At 67.5% G+C, this 15,208-nt stretch carries 14 protein-coding genes and 5 tRNA genes; 1 reads left to right on the forward strand and 18 read right to left on the reverse strand.

What is annotated here, in order from left to right:
- Positions 1–28 precede the first annotated feature (28 nt).
- The 6 genes from VH569_RS26165 to VH569_RS26190 form a co-directional block, all read right to left on the reverse strand.
- Positions 29–820: a DUF1217 domain-containing protein gene (locus VH569_RS26165; RefSeq protein ID WP_423319166.1), complete on the reverse strand. Its 792-nt coding sequence runs from the start codon at positions 818–820 to the stop codon at positions 29–31.
- Entirely contained in the window at positions 817–1,212 is a 396-nt protein-coding gene (locus VH569_RS26170; RefSeq protein ID WP_423319168.1) for a hypothetical protein, read from the reverse strand. Before VH569_RS26170 ends, VH569_RS26165 begins: the two co-directional genes overlap by 4 nt.
- 4 nt (positions 1,213–1,216) lie before the next feature.
- Positions 1,217–1,702, reverse strand: a complete 486-nt coding sequence (locus tag VH569_RS26175; protein WP_423319170.1) for a flagellar biosynthesis repressor FlbT — start codon at positions 1,700–1,702, stop codon at positions 1,217–1,219.
- Positions 1,692–2,096, reverse strand: a complete 405-nt coding sequence (locus VH569_RS26180; protein WP_423319172.1) for a flagellar biosynthesis regulator FlaF — start codon at positions 2,094–2,096, stop codon at positions 1,692–1,694. The genes VH569_RS26175 and VH569_RS26180 overlap by 11 nt, the downstream gene beginning before the upstream one ends.
- A 186-nt stretch (positions 2,097–2,282) precedes the next feature.
- On the reverse strand, positions 2,283–3,527 hold the full coding sequence (locus VH569_RS26185) for a flagellin (protein ID WP_423319174.1): 1,245 nt from the start codon (positions 3,525–3,527) through the stop codon (positions 2,283–2,285).
- A 191-nt stretch (positions 3,528–3,718) separates the two neighbouring features.
- The gene (locus VH569_RS26190; protein ID WP_098735371.1) at positions 3,719–4,531 is read right to left on the reverse strand and encodes a winged helix-turn-helix domain-containing protein; all 813 of its coding nucleotides are present in this window, start codon (positions 4,529–4,531) and stop codon (positions 3,719–3,721) included.
- A 466-nt stretch (positions 4,532–4,997) separates the two neighbouring features.
- On the opposite strand from VH569_RS26190, the gene VH569_RS26195 reads away from it, so the two are divergent.
- Positions 4,998–5,363 carry a hypothetical protein gene (locus VH569_RS26195; protein WP_377807589.1) on the forward strand — a complete coding sequence of 122 codons (366 nt, stop codon included), beginning with the start codon at positions 4,998–5,000 and terminating at the stop codon, positions 5,361–5,363.
- A 114-nt stretch (positions 5,364–5,477) separates the two neighbouring features.
- On the opposite strand, the gene VH569_RS26200 is transcribed toward VH569_RS26195, so the two are convergent.
- The 12 genes from VH569_RS26200 to VH569_RS26255 form a co-directional block, all read right to left on the reverse strand.
- Positions 5,478–5,552, reverse strand: a tRNA-Val gene (locus tag VH569_RS26200).
- A gap of 32 nt (positions 5,553–5,584) precedes the next feature.
- Positions 5,585–5,659 (reverse strand) — tRNA-Gly (locus VH569_RS26205).
- 4 nt (positions 5,660–5,663) lie between these two features.
- Positions 5,664–5,740: transfer RNA gene (locus VH569_RS26210), tRNA-Asp, on the reverse strand.
- A gap of 73 nt (positions 5,741–5,813) precedes the next feature.
- Positions 5,814–5,889 (reverse strand) — tRNA-Ala (locus tag VH569_RS26215).
- 38 nt (positions 5,890–5,927) lie between these two features.
- Positions 5,928–6,014 (reverse strand) — tRNA-Leu (locus VH569_RS26220).
- A gap of 75 nt (positions 6,015–6,089) precedes the next feature.
- Entirely contained in the window at positions 6,090–7,724 is a 1,635-nt protein-coding gene (locus VH569_RS26225) for a phospholipase D-like domain-containing protein (protein WP_423319177.1), read from the reverse strand.
- Between the two features lie 108 nt (positions 7,725–7,832).
- Positions 7,833–8,867 carry an aldose epimerase family protein gene (locus VH569_RS26230; protein WP_423319178.1) on the reverse strand — a complete coding sequence of 345 codons (1,035 nt, stop codon included), beginning with the start codon at positions 8,865–8,867 and terminating at the stop codon, positions 7,833–7,835.
- Complete coding sequence (yjfF, locus tag VH569_RS26235; protein WP_376965138.1) at positions 8,864–9,850, reverse strand: galactofuranose ABC transporter, permease protein YjfF; 987 nt, start codon at positions 9,848–9,850, stop codon at positions 8,864–8,866. The genes VH569_RS26230 and yjfF overlap by 4 nt, the downstream gene beginning before the upstream one ends.
- A complete protein-coding gene (locus tag VH569_RS26240) occupies positions 9,847–10,890 on the reverse strand; it encodes an ABC transporter permease (protein ID WP_423319180.1) in 1,044 nt (347 codons plus the stop codon). Before VH569_RS26240 ends, yjfF begins: the two co-directional genes overlap by 4 nt.
- On the reverse strand, positions 10,887–12,446 hold the full coding sequence (gene ytfR / locus VH569_RS26245; RefSeq protein ID WP_423319182.1) for a galactofuranose ABC transporter, ATP-binding protein YtfR: 1,560 nt from the start codon (positions 12,444–12,446) through the stop codon (positions 10,887–10,889). Before ytfR ends, VH569_RS26240 begins: the two co-directional genes overlap by 4 nt.
- Before the next feature lie 91 nt (positions 12,447–12,537).
- Positions 12,538–13,506, reverse strand: a complete 969-nt coding sequence (gene ytfQ / locus VH569_RS26250; RefSeq protein WP_423319184.1) for a galactofuranose ABC transporter, galactofuranose-binding protein YtfQ — start codon at positions 13,504–13,506, stop codon at positions 12,538–12,540.
- Positions 13,507–13,963: 457 nt separating this feature from the next.
- Positions 13,964–15,121, reverse strand: a complete 1,158-nt coding sequence (locus VH569_RS26255; RefSeq protein ID WP_423319185.1) for a porin — start codon at positions 15,119–15,121, stop codon at positions 13,964–13,966.
- Positions 15,122–15,208 lie beyond the last annotated feature (87 nt).

Raw genomic sequence — 15,208 nt, forward strand, 5'->3', positions numbered from 1 at the left:
TCCCGCTCGGGCGAGCCCCGCGGCCCTGTCAGAAGCGCGGGAACCTCATCAGCGTCATGGTGATGGACGGATCGATGGAGATGATCGAGGCCCGCCCGCGGCGGGAAATCGGCCCGATGGACGGCATGGCGGCGGTCGCGGTGGTGCCGCCGTTCTGCATGTCGTACATCGCGGCGAAGCGGTCGAGGAACTTGGCGACCTTGTCCGGGCTCTTGAGGTCGGCGATGTCCATCCGCTTTTCCAAGAGCGCCTTCTGCTTGTCGACGTCGAGCAGCGCCGTCTGGTCGGGCAGCCCCAGCGTGGTGTAGACCACCTTGCGCAGGGCATTGTCGGCCATGACCTGATACCAGTTGGTGATGTTCGCCGACCGCCGCTGGAAATAGAGGCCGAGGCGCACCGCCGGGTTCCTGTCCTCCGATTCGACCTCCAGCGTCACGGCGACATAGCGGTCGACGATGGCCTGGACGACGGCCGGCTGCTTCAGGTTGGCGCCGCCGTTCTCGGCGAAGCCGAGGATGGTCGCCATTTCGCGGAACTTGGTGTCGCTCATCCGGTTGGCGGTGGAATACTGGTCGCTCACCCCCTCTTCCAGAACCTTGCGGATCAGGCCGCGCGACTTGGCCTGACTGCCGAGGTCGAAGGCGTCGAGGACGAAGCGGTAGAGCTTGTCGTCCTTCATGAAGTCTTCGGTGCTGGCGATCTTGCCGATGTTGTCCTGGAAATAGGAGATGGCGCGCTGCACCGCCGGCCGGCTGCGCACCGCCTGTTCGTAGCGGTCGTGGTTCTTGCTGACCATCCGCAGATCGACGAGCGTCGTCATGCCTCGACCTCCCCATCCCGGCCGTCCCTGTCCTGCGGGAGGACGGGATCGTCGTCGGCCGCATCGGTTTCGGCGCCATAGCCGGCGGGGATGCGCATGACGACCTCCCCGGTCGCGGTGTCGAGCACCTCGGTGTAGAGCCGCCTCGTGTCGGGATCGAGGTTGACGCGGTAGGGCCGGGCGGCGTGCTTCGCCTCCGCGTCGGATGCGTCCGCCTTCGCGGCGGCGGTCTTTTGGGCCCGCTCGGCCGCCTCCACCGGCTTGGCCGTCTCGGCCTGGGCGGCGCGCAGCCGGTCGGCCTGACGCTGGCGCGCTTCCGCGATGATGTCGGCACTGCTGGTGGTGGCGCGGTCGCCGGACGGGCCGGTCACGCCGCTGACGGGGGTCGGCATGGCGTCATCCTCCCGCGTGATGGCCGATGCCGTCCGCCTGGAAGGAGGCCGCCGGGCCAGGGGGGGATACAGAAGGCGCCGCAGAGGGGGACACGGCGGGAGCCGCCGCCAGCAGCGTGCCCTCATACTCCATCACCGGACGCAGGGCGGACAGCGCCTTGTAATAGTCGCGCTCGCCGACATGGCCCATGGCGCGGGCGATGCGGTCCTGGATGTCGGGGCGGGCGAAGGCGGTGTAGAGCTGCGCCATCATCGCCGCCACGGCACCGCTGCCGCTGGCGGCGACCTCGGGATCGAGCAGCATGCTCTGGATCAGGAAATAGGCGCGGCGCACCGGGGTCACCGCGTCCTCCTCCTGGAGGATGTCGCTGCCGCGGATGATCTGGGCGAAGTTGGAGATCGTCAGGGTGTAGCGGCGGTTCTCGTTCTGCACGACGCAGCCGTTGATCACCACGCGCTCGCACGGCTTCAGGCGCAGCTTAAGTGCCATAGGACAGATCCTCCGTCGCCAGTTCCAGCGCGGGCTGCGCCGCAGAAACAGCCCCTTGCAGGCCCTGCATCACCGAGCGGTTGATGTGGAGCAGCAGGTCGATGCCGCCCTCGCCGCGCAGAACCCGCTGGGTGTTGCGGTTCACCGCGAAGGAAAGCGAGACCAGACCGGCGCGCAACGCCTCCGGCAGGGCGTTTCCGTCCTCCAGCAGGTCGGCGCGGAGCGCGTTCCACAGCTCCAGGTTCCGCCACAGCGCGTCCTTCAGCGCGGCGGAGCGCCAGTCGGCGTCGCGGTTGTTCTCCAGCGCCAGGGTGATCCGCAGGAACACCCGGTACTCGATCTTTCGCGGATCGTCGCACTCGGCGATGGTCTGGTGGTAGGCGGCGATGCTCATGGGCGCACCCCTGCGGTGGGGTCCTTGGCGGCGGGAAGCCGGACCGGTTGCGGTGGGTTTGATGGCGGACGCGGATGGCCGTCGGCGATGCCCGCTCCGTCCGGTGGCGGGCGTGATGAACGGGCATGGCCGGCGGGGCCGTCCCATTGTCCAGGGGTTCGGACAATGGGACGGCCCGTCAGGGGCTTAGCGGAACAGCGACAGGATGTTCTGCGGACCCTGGTTGGCGATGGACAGAGCCTGGATGGCGAGCTGCTGCTGGACCTGGAGGGCCTGCAGGCGGCTCGATTCCTCGTTCATGTCGGCATCGACCAGGGCGCCGATGCCCTTGTTCATCGAGTCGGTCAGCTTCGACACGAAGTCGTTCTGCACCGACACGCGGTTCTCGATGGAACCGATGACCGCCGCCTTGCCGATGGCGCTGTCGAGCAGCTTGTTGATGACCGTCAGCGATTCCGAGGCGTTGTTCACCACGTCGATCTGGGTCAGGTCGGCCAGACCGCCGAAGGCGTCGCTTTCGGACGAGTTCACCCACAGGTTCGAGACCTTGGCGGTGAAGTTGCCGTCGGTGTTCTTGTCCTGGTCGGTGAATTCCAGCTTGTCGCCGGTGAAGGCCACCTGGAAATCGGCGCCGGCCGCCGTCAGCGCCGCGTTCACGGCGGTGGTGATGTTGCCCTGGGTGGTCGCCAGATCGGTGTCGTAGGTCTGCGCGCTGAGATCGACCGAGACGTCGGTCTTGACGCCGGCCTCGTTGGTGACGGTCAGCGTCAGGCTGCTGAGGCCGAGATTCTGCCCGTCGATGAAGGTGGCGCCCGGCGCGCCCAGCGTGATGCCGACCGACGCCTTCAGGGCCTTGGTCGAATCGACCTGCTGCTCGATGGTCGCCTTGCCGACGATGGATTCCACGCGCATGTCCTGGCGCTGGAACTCGATGTAGCTGGGATCGACCGCCCCGTCGCTGCGGCTCAGCGAGGCCAGGATCGAGACGTCCTTGTCCTTGGCGGTGCCGTCGTTGGAGTAGGTGACGCGCAGCAGGTTGTCGCCGTTGAACGAGGCGTCGGCGGCGGCGCCCTTGATCAGCTTCACCAGCTGGTCGACGTCGTTCTGGATCAGCGACTTGTCGACGCCGTTGGTCTGGCCGGCGATGACGCGGGCCTTCAGCGTCTGAAGGTTTTCGACGATGTTCTTGGAGGCCACCGACGCGGTGTTGGTGGTGCCGGACCCCAGCTCGAGCGATTCCTTCACCGCCTTGAAGCCGGCGACGTCGGCCTTCATGGTGGTGGCGATCGACCAGTAGGCGGCGTTGTCCTTGGCGTTGTTGACCTTCAGGCCGGTCGAGATGCGGTCCTGCGTGGTCTCCAGATCCCCGGTCACGCGACGCAGGGTCTGCAGCGCGGTCATGGCGGAGGTGTTCGTCATAATCGAGGCCATGGGTATCTCCATTCGCGAGATGCATGGCGCCTTTCTGACGCCGGGGCCATTCACGCCGGCCTTCCCGATCTGTTGTGCGGGGGCGCGAGCGGCGAATTCGAGGATGACCGGGCCGGTTTAAGCCGGGGTAAAAAATCGGAAGCGTTCGGGGCGGACGGTGTTTTCGGCAGTCGGTGTTCGGAAGCGGAGGATCAGCGCCCGACGGCGCGGGCGGCGGCGCGGGAGACCACCGGCGGGATGAAGGGCACGCGGGGAGCGGCCAGCGCGCCGGCGTTCGACCAGCGGTCCAGCATCAGCTGTCCACGGTCGGGGGCGACATGGTCGGGCGGCGCCTCGAACTTGTAGCCGCGGCCATAGACCGTCTCGATGTAGCGGCCGCCGCCGGTCGCCGTGTCGATCTTCTTGCGCAGCTTGCAGATATAGACGTCGATCACCTTGTCGAGCGGGTCGGAGCCGGACAGGCCGTAGACCTCCTCGTAGATGTGCTCCTTCGACACCACCCGGCGGTGGTTGAGGGCGAGCACCGACAGGATGGCGTGTTCGCGCTGGCTGAGGCGCAGGCGTTCGCCGTCCACCTCCGGATCGCGGCCGTCGAGGAAGACGGTCAGGCGGCCCACCGTCACCGCGTTGCTGGTCAGCCCGTAGGAGCGGCGGCGGATCGCCTCCAGCCGGGCGCGGATTTCGGTGCTGACGACCGGCTTCACCAGCACGTCGTCGGCCCCGGCCCGCAGGATGCCGGCGGTGGTGTTGGCGCAGCGGCGCTCGATCAGGCAGATGATCGCGGCGGTGACGTTGCGGGCGCGCAGCATGGCGACGCAGGCTTCGGTGTCGCCGACATCGCCGATGATGATCGCGTCATGGGTGATATCGACGGAGCCATGCCCGCCCACCAGATCGCGCAGTCCATTCAGGTCCAGGCGGTCATGGTTAACCTTGCACAGGGCGAGTTGCTTGCCGATGGCATCGGCGATCAGATCGGCTGGCTCAATCAGCAAAGCCTGCATTGGATTCTCCATTGTCGAGCAAGCGCAGATAAAGCATTGTTTTTTACGCAATTGCGCTGATGTCACATGCTTATCACAGCCTCAAAAGAACCTATCGAAAGGCAGTATGTCAACAGATTGGGTTACCCGGATAGACATAGGTGCGACCCTGGTTTTACGTGGTTTTAATGGTTCCGTTCTACTAAAGACTGGATAAATTTTTATTCATGTGGGGTTTTACTTGGAAACTCTATGCGAATTTCGAGTGATCGCCACGAACAACCATTAATTCACCCGCCACCTATGGTTAACGTTGGTGATGAAACAGAAAACCAGCGCTTACAAACATGAACGCTGGTTTAACCCTGATGTCCTAGGGTCCCCGGGCACCCGCGTTTGAGGAGGTTCCATGTCCGGAACGACGTTGTCCGTCCTTGGGGCGGCCGCAGCCGCTGCTTGCCTGCTTGTCCTGGGAGGCTGTGCGCAAGTGTCGCAGGCACCAGACAGCGATTACCGCCAAGCCCTTGAAAAAGCGCTGACCGCCGGCCGATGCGACGGCGATGCCGTGCGCGACCTGTGGTCGGCCTATGGGCGCTGGTACGGAGTCGCGTCCTCCATCGCCGGCCATCCGAAGACCGACGAGGCCGCCGCCCTGCTGCGCCAGGGCGACCAGTTCCGCATCCTGAACTGCCCGGAGGTGGCGCGCGCGTCCTACCAGACGCTGATCCGCCGTTTTCCGGAGGACGGCTTCGCCCCGATGCGCGAGGCGGCGCGGGCGTCGCTGCGGTCGCTGCCGGCCCCTCCCCCGGTTGCGGGCGGGCCGATCCCGGTCAGGCCACCGGCGGAGATTTGAGAGCGGAGCGGACGGGCCGGCGGCGGGGCACTGCGGAGGTGCGGCAAGAGGCCCGGAAACAAGGCCCGGAAACGGCGAAGGCCGCCAACCCGTTCCGGTTGGCGGCCTTCAGAATGGTGGTCCCGACTGGGATTGAACCAGTGACCCCTACGATGTCAACGTAGTGCTCTCCCGCTGAGCTACGAGACCACGGGAACCCTATAAACTGTCGCTCCAGATCATGGAGCGGGCGAAGGGATTCGAACCCTCGACCCCAACCTTGGCAAGGTTGTGCTCTACCCCTGAGCTACGCCCGCAAAGTGGCGCGAGTGACGGGACTTGAACCCGCGGCCTCCGGCGTGACAGGCCGGCGCTCTAACCAACTGAGCTACACCCGCGCTGAGGAGCGGCGCCTTATACAAGGCTTCACCCCGACAGACAAGACCTAAACCTACCCAAACTCTTCAGAAGTGGTGGAGCCAATCGGGATCGAACCGATGACCTCTACAATGCCATTGTAGCGCTCTCCCAGCTGAGCTATGGCCCCACTATACTTCTGCACCTCTACACCAACACTTGAAGTGTTGGTGCGCTTGGAGGGACTCGAACCCCCACGGCCTTTCAGCCACTAGGACCTGAACCTAGCGCGTCTACCAATTCCGCCACAAGCGCTTTTCCCCGCACCGCGTTGGGCGCCGCGGGGAGCGCTTATGTAGCGGGATGGATCGCGGCCCGCAAGCAGAGAATTCACTCTCCGCGCATTTTTTTCCCAAGCCCGTTCCGGCGGGCCAGAAGGGCCAGTCCGACCCCCACCGCCGCCGCCGCGGCCACCCCGGCGCCGATGCGCCATGCCGTCCGGTTCACGTCGCCGAACACCGTCGCCCCGCGCAGGATGGTGGTCGCCATCGGCTCCGGACGGTCGGGGTCGAGCAGCCGCTCCTCCACCAGCTTGCGTTCCGTCTCGGTCAGCGGCTGCGGCTCCAGCGGGCGGAGCGAGCGGCCGGCCGGGCGGATCAGCCGGTCAATCGTGGCGGTCAGCGACCCGGTCGCCTCCTCGGTGCGCTCCACCTCCTCGACGGAGACGCCGAGATGCTCCGCCATCAGGCGGGTGCGGACCGAGCGGATGGACCGGCAGACCTCCGGCCGTTCGCCCGGCGCGCACTCGATGGCGAGGTCGCATTCGGTGTCCAGTCCCTGGGACCGGTTGTTGATGTTGGACGACCCCACCCGCAGCAGCCGGTCGTCGACCACCAGCACCTTGGCATGGACATAGATGCCCTCACCGCCTTCGGTCACCGGCGCCAGGATGCGGAAGCGGGGATTGGCGACGTCCTCGTGCAGGCGCTGGAGCAGCAGCGAGCGGGCGCTGCCCATCGACTCCTCCTCCACCCAGGCGGGCGTGCGTTCGGGATTGATCACCACCACTTCGGGCCCGTCCGGTTCCGACAGCCGGTCGATGATGGCGCCGACGATCTTCTGCGAGGCGAAATACTGGCTTTCCAGATAGATGAAATCCCGCGCGGCGGCGATGGCGGCCAGATACAGCGCCTCGATCTCGCGCACGCCGCGCTTGCCGGTCTTCTGCGTCCCCTCATGGTCGGCCATGGGGTCGGTGCGGGCGATGGCGACCGGAAGGTCGCGGAAGTCGGGCTCCAGATCGTCGGGCCAGAAGGCCGGGACCGGCGGCGGCGGGGTCAGCCTCTCGCCGGTCGCCCGGTGCCAGCGCTCCCGCGCCAATTCCCCCAGCGCCCGCGCCGCGGCGCCGTCGACGGCGGTGGTCACGTCATGGAAGGGACCGTAGGACTCGCCGTTCGGCCGCACCCGCCGGGGATCGCCGTCGCGGTGGTCGGGCGTGTCCCAGCGGTCGGTGGTCATGTCGATGCCCCCGCAGAAGGCCAGCGCATCGTCGATGATGGCGATCTTCTGGTGGTGGCAGGCGCCGGGCGGGTGGGCGGAATCCAGGCGGAAGCGCAGGCGCCGGCTGCTGATCCAGTCGAGCAGGACCAGCGGCGTCCCGCCGCGGAACGGCATCTTCAGGATCGCCAGATCCCATTTCAGCACATTGATGGTCAGCTCCGGCCGGACCCGGACGATCCAGGACAGGAAATCGCCCAGCTCGTTCGGCACGCCCGGCATCGGATCGTCAAGTTCCAGCTTGATCCGGGTGTCGAAATCCCAGCCGATCAGCATCACCGTGTGGCGGGCATTCAGGATGGCCGTCTTGATCCGGGCGAAATAGGCGGCGGCGTCGATGATGACCGCCACGCGGTCCGCCTTCTCCATCCGCCAGCAGGTCCGGCCGGGCAGCAGGATCGGATCGGCGGCGTTCTGGCTGGACTGACAATTGGAGCTTGGGCGGGCGGCGTCAGGCATCGCGGCCATATCGACCATTCCTTCCGGCGTCGTGGGCATCATCGCAGGGGCGACAGCGGAGCCGCTGCCGTGCCATGGATGAACCCCGCGAAGCCAGGGACGGTTCCCGCGCCGCGCTCAGCCCGCCCGGAATCGCAGCTGCATCCGGTGGCGGTAGGTCTCGCCGGGATCGAGCCGGGCCGAGGGGAAATGGCCGATGTTCGGGCTGCCGGGGAAGCGCTGGCTTTCCAGCGCCAGACCGGCGAAGCGGCAGTAGGGCTGCCCGCCCTTGCCGACGATCTTCTCGCTGAGATAGCCGCCGGTGTAGACCTGCAAGCCCGGCTGGTCGGTCGCCAGCTCCATCCGCCGGCCGCTGCCGGGATGCTCCAGCAGCGCCACCGGCCGCAGTTCGCCCGCCGGCCCCTCCAGGCACCAGTTGTGGTCGAAGCCGAAGCCGCCGACCGCCTCCAGCGCCTCATCCAACCTCACCCCGCCGCGGAGATCGAAGGGGGTGCCGTCCACCGGCCGCACCTCTCCCGTCGGGATCAGGTCGGCGCCGACCGGCGTGGTGAAGCCGCCCTGCACCGTCAGCCGATGGTCGCGCAGGTCGCCCGACGCGTGGCCCGCAAGGTTCCAGTAGCTGTGGTGGACGATGTTGACGATGGTCGGCCGGTCGGTCGTCGCCGTCATGGCGACGTCCAGCACACCGTCGTCGGTCAGCCGGTAGCGCGTCGTCGCCGTCAGCGTGCCGGGATAGCCCTGGTCGCCGTCGGGCGAGATCAGCGTGAAGGTGACGGCGTTCGCCGCCGCATCGGCCTCCGCCTGCCAGATCCGCCGGTCGAAGCCGTCCGGCCCGCCATGCAGCTGGTTCGGCGGCTCGTTGACGGCCAGCCCGTACCGCACCCCGTCCAGCGTGAAGGCCGCACCGCCGATGCGGTTGCCGTAGCGGCCGCAGGTGGCGCCGAAATAGGCGTCGCTCGCCAGGTAGTCGGCCACACGGTCGAAGCCCAGCACCACGTCGGCGGCGGTTCCGTCATGGCCGGGCACCAGCATCCGCACCAGCCGGGCGCCATGGGCGATAACCGTCGCCTCCAGCCCGCCGGCGGAGAGGGTGAAGCCCTCCACCGGACGGCCCTCGACGGTGTCGAGCAGAAAACTCTCGATGGGCATCATGCCTCCGCCGGTTCGCCGCCGCGGCCGGCCCAGACCACCAGCAGGCCCTTCTGCAACAGGATGAAAACGAACAGCAGCACGCCGATGGCGATCTTGGTCCACCAGCTGCTCAAGGTTCCGTCGAAGGTGATGTAGGTCTGGATCAGCCCCTGGATCAGCACGCCGACGAAGGTGCCGACGACATAGCCGTAGCCGCCGGTCAGCTGCGTGCCGCCGATCACCACCGCGGTGATGGTGTCCAGTTCCACCCCGGTCGCCGCCAGCGAATAGCCGGCCCCGGTGTAGAGCGAGAAGACGATCCCGGCCAGCCCGGCCAGCAGCCCCGACAGCCCATAGACCGCCACCGTCGTCCGCGCCACCGGCACGCCCATCAGCTCCGCCGACTGGCGGTTGCCGCCCAGCGCATAGAGATTGGCGCCGAAGCGCGTCCAGTGCGCCAGCACCACCGCCGCGACCACCACCCCCAGCATCAGCAGTGCCGGCAGGCTCAGCTTCAGCCCGAAATCGAAGCGCAGCGCCATGTCGTTCAGCTCACCATAGAGCGGGTGGTTGATCGGCACGGAATCGGTGGTCAGGACGAAGCCCAGGCCGCGGGCGATGAACATGCCGGCCAGCGTGACGATGAAGGGCGGCATCTGGAAGACATGGATCACCCCGCCCATCGCCGCGCCGAAGCCGCCGGCGGCGATCAGCGCCACGGCGAAGGCGGGAACCGGGTGCCAGCCGCCATGCTCGATCAGCACCGCCAGCAGCACGGTGGTGAAGCCGATCACCGCGCCCACCGACAGATCGATGCCGCCGGAGAGGATGACGAAGGTCATGCCGACCGCGGTGATGCCGAGAAAGGCGTTGTCGGTCAAAAGGTTGGCCACCACCCGCCAGGAGGCGAAGTTGGGGAACTGCGCCGCGCAGATCAGGAACCCCACCACCAGCACGGCGGTGGTGACGATCAGCGGCAGAAAGCGCTGGAGTGCACCGGTCATGGTTTCGCCCCTCCGCTGGTCGGCGCCACCGGCGGCTTGACCGTCCCGATCGGCCGCGCGCCCTTGGGCCGCGGCAGGAACAGGGTCAGCGTCGGCGATTGCAGCAGCAGGACGACCAGCAGGACGCCCGCCTTGACGATCAGGTTGAATTCCGGCTTGAAGCCGCTCAGCAGGATGCCGGTGTTCATCGACTGGATGATCAGCGCGCCCACCACCGACAGCACCAGCCCGAAGCGCCCGCCGAGCAGCGAGGTTCCGCCGACCACCACCGCCAGGATGGCGTCCAGTTCCAGCCACAGCCCGGCATTGTTGGCGTCGGCGCCGCGGATGTCGGCGGTGACGATCAGCCCGGCCACCGCCGCGCACAGCCCGCACCAGACATAGACGGCGACCAGCACCACCGGCGTGTTGACGCCGGCCCCGGCGCTCGACAGCCGGTTGACGCCGACCGCCTCGATCATCAGCCCCAGCGCCGTCGCCCGCACCAGCAGCGCCGTCACCGCCAGCACGACGATGGTGAGGACCACCGGCATCGGCACGGTCAGGAAGGACCCGCTGCCGATGAAGGCGAGCGCCGGGCTGGTGAAGGTGACGATCTGCCCCTCCGTCACCAGCTGGGCGATGCCGCGGCCGGCGACCATCAGGATCAGGGTGGCGATGATCGGCTGGATGCGCAGGACCGCCACCAGCACGCCGTTCCACAGCCCGCACAGCAGGCCGGCGGCCAGCGACGCCGCCAGCACCGCCGGCAGGCTCCAGCCCGCCCCGGTCATGGTGGCGGCGATGGCGCCGGAGATCGCCATGACCGCGCCGACCGACAGGTCGACGCCGCGGGTGGCGATGACCATGGTCATGCCGACGGCGAGCAGCGCCACCGGGGCGCCGCGGTTCAGCACGTCGATCAGGCTGCCGAACAGCCGGCCGTCCTGGAGACGGATGGCGAAGAAATCGGGAAACAGCAGCCAGTTGGCCAGCAGGACGGCGATCAGCGCACCGTATTGCGGCAGGTTGCGCGCCGGTCCGGGCGCGGACAGCGTCATTGCCGCACCTCCGCACCCGATCCGGCTACATTGGGCGTCTCCGACGCGATGGCGGCGACGATGCGCTCCACGCTGACCTCCCCTCCCCTCAGTTCCGCCACATGGCGGCGGTCGCGCAGCACGACGACGCGGCGGCTGTAGGCGACGATCTCCTCCAGCTCCGACGACACCACCAGCAGCGCCATGCCGTCGGCGCACAGCCGCTCGATCAGGCGGATGATCTCGGCATGCGCCCCGACGTCGATGCCGCGCGTCGGCTCGTCGAGGATCAGCAGCCGCGGCTCGGTCGCCAGCCAGCGCGCCAGCAGCGCCTTCTGCTGGTTGCCGCCCGACAGCAGCTGGATCGGCCGCTCGGCGTCCGGGGTGCGGATGTCGAGCAGGCGGATGAAGCGGTCGGCGATCTCCTCCTGGCGGCGGCGCGGGATCGGCTTCAGCCAGCCCTGCCGCGCCTGGAGCGCCAGGATGATGTTCTCGCGCACCGACAGCTCGCCGACGATGCCCTCCTTCTTGCGGTCCTCCGGGCAGAAGCCGAAGCCGAGCCGCACGGCCTCGCGCGGGCCCCTGAGCCGAACCGCCCGGCCGTCCACCGTCGCCTCGCCCTTGTCGGCGCGGTCCATGCCGAAGACCAGCCGGACCGTCTCCGTGCGGCCGGAGCCCAGCAATCCGGCCAGCGCCACCACCTCGCCGGGGCGGATGTCGAGGTCGAAGGGCTCGACGCTGCGCGCCTTGCCGAATCCCTTGAAGCTGGCCAGCGGCGGACGGCTGTCCAGCTCCGCCGGGCCGAGGTCGATGCGGTGCGCCGCCGCCTCCAGCTCCCGTCCCAGCATCATGGCGACGAGGTCGAGGCGCGGCAGGTCGGCCGTGCGCCGCTCGCCGACCAGCCGGCCGTTGCGCAGCACGGTGATGCTGTCGCAGACCTCATAGACCTGATCGAGGAAATGGGTGACGAAGACGATGCCGATCCCGCGCGACCGCAGGGTCCGCATCACCCGGAACAGCACCGCCACCTCCTGCGCATCCAGGCTGGCGGTCGGCTCGTCGAGGATCAGCACCTTGGCCGACATGTCGACCGCCCGCGCGATGGCGATGATCTGCTGGGTCGCCACCGAGAAGCGCCCGAGCGGCGCCGTCACGTCGACGGACAGGCCGTAGGGGTGCAGCACCGCCCGCGCCCGCCGCCGCATCGCGCCGCGGTCGACCAGCCCCCAGCGCATCGGCTGGCGGCCGAGGAACAGGTTCTCCGCCACCGACAGGTTCGGCAGCAGGTTGACCTCCTGATAGACGGTGCCGATGTGCAGCCGCTGCGCCTCCTCCACCCCGCGCGGCGCGATCTCCCGCCCCTCCAGCGCCACGGTGCCGCCGTCGCGCTGGTAGACGCCGGTCAGCGTCTTGATGAGGGTCGATTTGCCGGCACCGTTCTCGCCCAGCAGGGCATGGATCTCGCCATGGCGCAGGGTGAAATCGACGCCGTCGAGCGCCTGGACGCCGAGAAACGCCTTCGACAGCCCGCGGATCGCCAGCAGCGGCGCGGAAGGAGGAGCGGTGGATGCCGTCATGGCGGACCTCGCCGGATGCGCAGAGAAACAACGTGGAAAATCCCCTCTCCCCGGGGGGGGAGAGAGGGATTTCTGCAACCCTCAACCCAGATCAGTAGGCGTCCTTGCGGCGCTCATACTCGGCCTTGGCGGTGTCCGGGGTGAACAGGGCCGATTCGGTCTGGATCCACTTCGGCGGCGCCTTGCCGTCCTTCTTGAAGGCGATCAGCGCGTCATAGGCGGGGCCGGCCATGTTCGGCGTCAGCTCGACCGTGGCGTTCGCCTCGCCTTCCGACATCGCCTTGAAGATGTCCGGCACGCCGTCGATGGAGACGACCAGGATGTCCTTGCCCGGCTTCAGGCCGGCTTCCTTGATCGCCTGGATGGCGCCGACGGCCATGTCGTCGTTGTGGGCGTAGACGGCGCAGATGCCCTTGCCGCCATTCTCGGCCTTGATGAAGCTCTCCATCACCTCCTTGCCCTTGGCGCGGGTGAAGTCGCCGGACTGGGTGCGGACGATCTTCATGCCGGGATTCTTGGCGACGATCTCGTCGAAGCCCTTCTTGCGGTTGATGGCGGGCGACGAGCCGACGGTGCCCTGCAACTCGACCACGGCGCATTTGCCGCCGGTCTGCTTGGCCAGCCATTCGCCAGCCACCCGGCCCTCATGCACCGTGTCGGAGGTGACGGCGGTCATGTACAGGCTCTGGTCCTTGGTCTCGATCTGGCGGTCGAGCAGAACCACCGGGATCTTCGCCTCCTTGGCCTCCTTCAGCACCGAATCCCAGCCGGTCGCCACCACCGGCGCGATGAAGATCGCATCGACGCCCTGGGCGACGAAGGAGCGCACCGCCTTGATCTGGTTCTCCTGCTTCTGCTGGGCGTCGGAAATCTTCAGGTCGATGCCGCGCTTGTCGGCCTCCGCCTTGGCGGTCTTGGTCTCGGCCGCGCGCCAGCCGGACTCAGAGCCGATCTGCGAGAAACCGACCACCAGCTTCTTGTCGGCGGCCTGGACGGCGCCGAGCCCGATGAACAGGGCCGTAGCAGCGGTGGCGGCGGAGATCACCCATTTCCTGGACATCCGATTCACTCCCTGAGTGTTATGGCGAGGTTTATTGCGGTGCGCGATGGATAAGGGACGAGGGATAAGGGACGAGGGATAAGGGACGAGGGGCAGGCGTCGGGACGGGGCGCTGAAACATCGTGATCGCCACCCGGTCCGGAATTGTTCGTCATGCCTACTTTAAGTACGCAGAACCATAACTGTCCAATACGATTCTTGACCGATGCGATGCTGAAAAACATATATCCAGCTGAAGATGCGGCCCGGAATCCGGTCAAAAAAACGGCCGGGCAGCGGAGTGCCGCCCGGCCGTGAGGTGACCCCGTTCCAGCCTGGACCGGGGCCGACGCACCCGAGGGAGAGCGCGCCGGGACGCAACCACCGCGGCGGGATGGAGAGAACACCGCGGCGGCGCGAAGCCGAAGGAGACGGAAAAGGCCAGGACGTCGGTCGGCCTTTTCGGAACGACAGGCTGTTAGAAGGCCAGATCGGTCCGGATGATGAAGATGTCGCCCTTGTCGCTGTTGGCGGCGACGTCGGAGGTGAGCTTGAAGTGGTTGTATTCCGGCGCGAGGCTGAAGCCGGGAGCGACGACATATTTGGCGCCGACGGTGATCAGCTCGAACTTGCTGCGGCCGCGCACCGTCAGGTCGCCGGCATCCTTGGCGTTCAGGTAGCCGACGCCCAGCGTGGTGGCGCCGAAGGTGTACTGCGCACCGGCCGTCCAGACATCCTGCTTCTCGCGGCTGACGATGCCGGCGGTGCCGGCCTTGGCATAGCCGCTGTCGCCCGACCAGGCATAGCTGCCGCCGACCTTGAAGCCGGCATAGGCCAGCGTCAGGCCGGCATGGGTCGAGGACAGCTTGTCGAACTGCTGCGCCGGGGTGGTGGTGGAGTTTTTGGCCTCGCCGCCGAGATAGAACAGGCTGCCGTTGACCGCGACGCCGCCCAGCGTGTTGGTGTAGGTGCCACCCACTTCATAGACGTCGCGATAGGCGCCGGTGCGGTTGGCCGAGGCGAGCGCCAGCTTGGAGCGGTTGACGTCGGTATTGCTGCTGTCCGACGCCGGCTGGTAGGAGGCGCCGAGCTTGAAGCCGGCGATCTCCGGCGTCCAGTAGGTGGCGCGGGTGGCGCTGTTGCCGGAGATCAGGGCGCGGATGTTGCCGATGGTGACCGGCGCGTTGGCCGCGCTGTTGCCGAGCCAGGACGGGAAGGAACCGTCGACGCCGCCGGTGCCCCAGTCGGACGGGGCGATGATGCCGCTGTCGTCGGACGGGCCGTTCTCGACGCCCAGATGCAGGACGCCGAAGCCGCCGTTGACGAAGATGAAGGCGCGGTCGTTGGTGACGGTGCGGGCGTTGTTGGTGCCGTTCTCCGCCAGCAGGCGGATGCGGGCGCCGTATTCCAGCCCGTTGTCGGCCTTGGCCTTCGGCGTCACCAGCAGGCGCAGGCGGTTGCGGAACTCGGTGTTGCGCTGGCCGGAGTCGCGGTCCTGGTTGACGTAACCGCCTTCGAAATAGGCGTCGCCGCCCAGCATGATGTCGAACTTCGATTGCGCGGAGGCGGAACCGGTCGCCATGACACAGGCGAGCGAAAGGGTGGCTGCGCCAAGCAGCAGAGCTGATCTCACCATTTGCGTTTCCTCTAAATGCGGTTTGTTTTTGCTTCGATGCACTGGGTGGGAGCGATGCTTCGGCGATGCGTCAGGCGCACGCCCTGC

The organism is Azospirillum sp. 11R-A, assembly GCF_049472615.1.
Classification (GTDB): Bacteria; Pseudomonadota; Alphaproteobacteria; order Azospirillales; family Azospirillaceae; genus Azospirillum; species Azospirillum palustre.

Excerpts from the sequence above, each read along its gene's own strand:
- VH569_RS26165 (WP_423319166.1), bottom strand. The coding sequence starts at position 820 with ATGACGACGCTCGTCGATCTGCGGATGGTCAGCAAGAACCACGACCGC.
- VH569_RS26170 (WP_423319168.1), bottom strand. The coding sequence starts at position 1,212 with ATGCCGACCCCCGTCAGCGGCGTGACCGGCCCGTCCGGCGACCGCGCC.
- VH569_RS26175 (WP_423319170.1), bottom strand. The coding sequence starts at position 1,702 with ATGGCACTTAAGCTGCGCCTGAAGCCGTGCGAGCGCGTGGTGATCAAC.
- VH569_RS26180 (WP_423319172.1), bottom strand. The coding sequence starts at position 2,096 with ATGAGCATCGCCGCCTACCACCAGACCATCGCCGAGTGCGACGATCCG.
- VH569_RS26185 (WP_423319174.1), bottom strand. The coding sequence starts at position 3,527 with ATGGCCTCGATTATGACGAACACCTCCGCCATGACCGCGCTGCAGACC.
- VH569_RS26190 (WP_098735371.1), bottom strand. The coding sequence starts at position 4,531 with ATGCAGGCTTTGCTGATTGAGCCAGCCGATCTGATCGCCGATGCCATC.
- VH569_RS26225 (WP_423319177.1), bottom strand. The coding sequence starts at position 7,724 with ATGGCCGCGATGCCTGACGCCGCCCGCCCAAGCTCCAATTGTCAGTCC.
- VH569_RS26230 (WP_423319178.1), bottom strand. The coding sequence starts at position 8,867 with ATGATGCCCATCGAGAGTTTTCTGCTCGACACCGTCGAGGGCCGTCCG.
- yjfF (WP_376965138.1), bottom strand. The coding sequence starts at position 9,850 with ATGACCGGTGCACTCCAGCGCTTTCTGCCGCTGATCGTCACCACCGCC.
- VH569_RS26240 (WP_423319180.1), bottom strand. The coding sequence starts at position 10,890 with ATGACGCTGTCCGCGCCCGGACCGGCGCGCAACCTGCCGCAATACGGT.
- ytfR (WP_423319182.1), bottom strand. The coding sequence starts at position 12,446 with ATGACGGCATCCACCGCTCCTCCTTCCGCGCCGCTGCTGGCGATCCGC.
- ytfQ (WP_423319184.1), bottom strand. The coding sequence starts at position 13,506 with ATGTCCAGGAAATGGGTGATCTCCGCCGCCACCGCTGCTACGGCCCTG.
- VH569_RS26255 (WP_423319185.1), bottom strand. The coding sequence starts at position 15,121 with ATGGTGAGATCAGCTCTGCTGCTTGGCGCAGCCACCCTTTCGCTCGCC.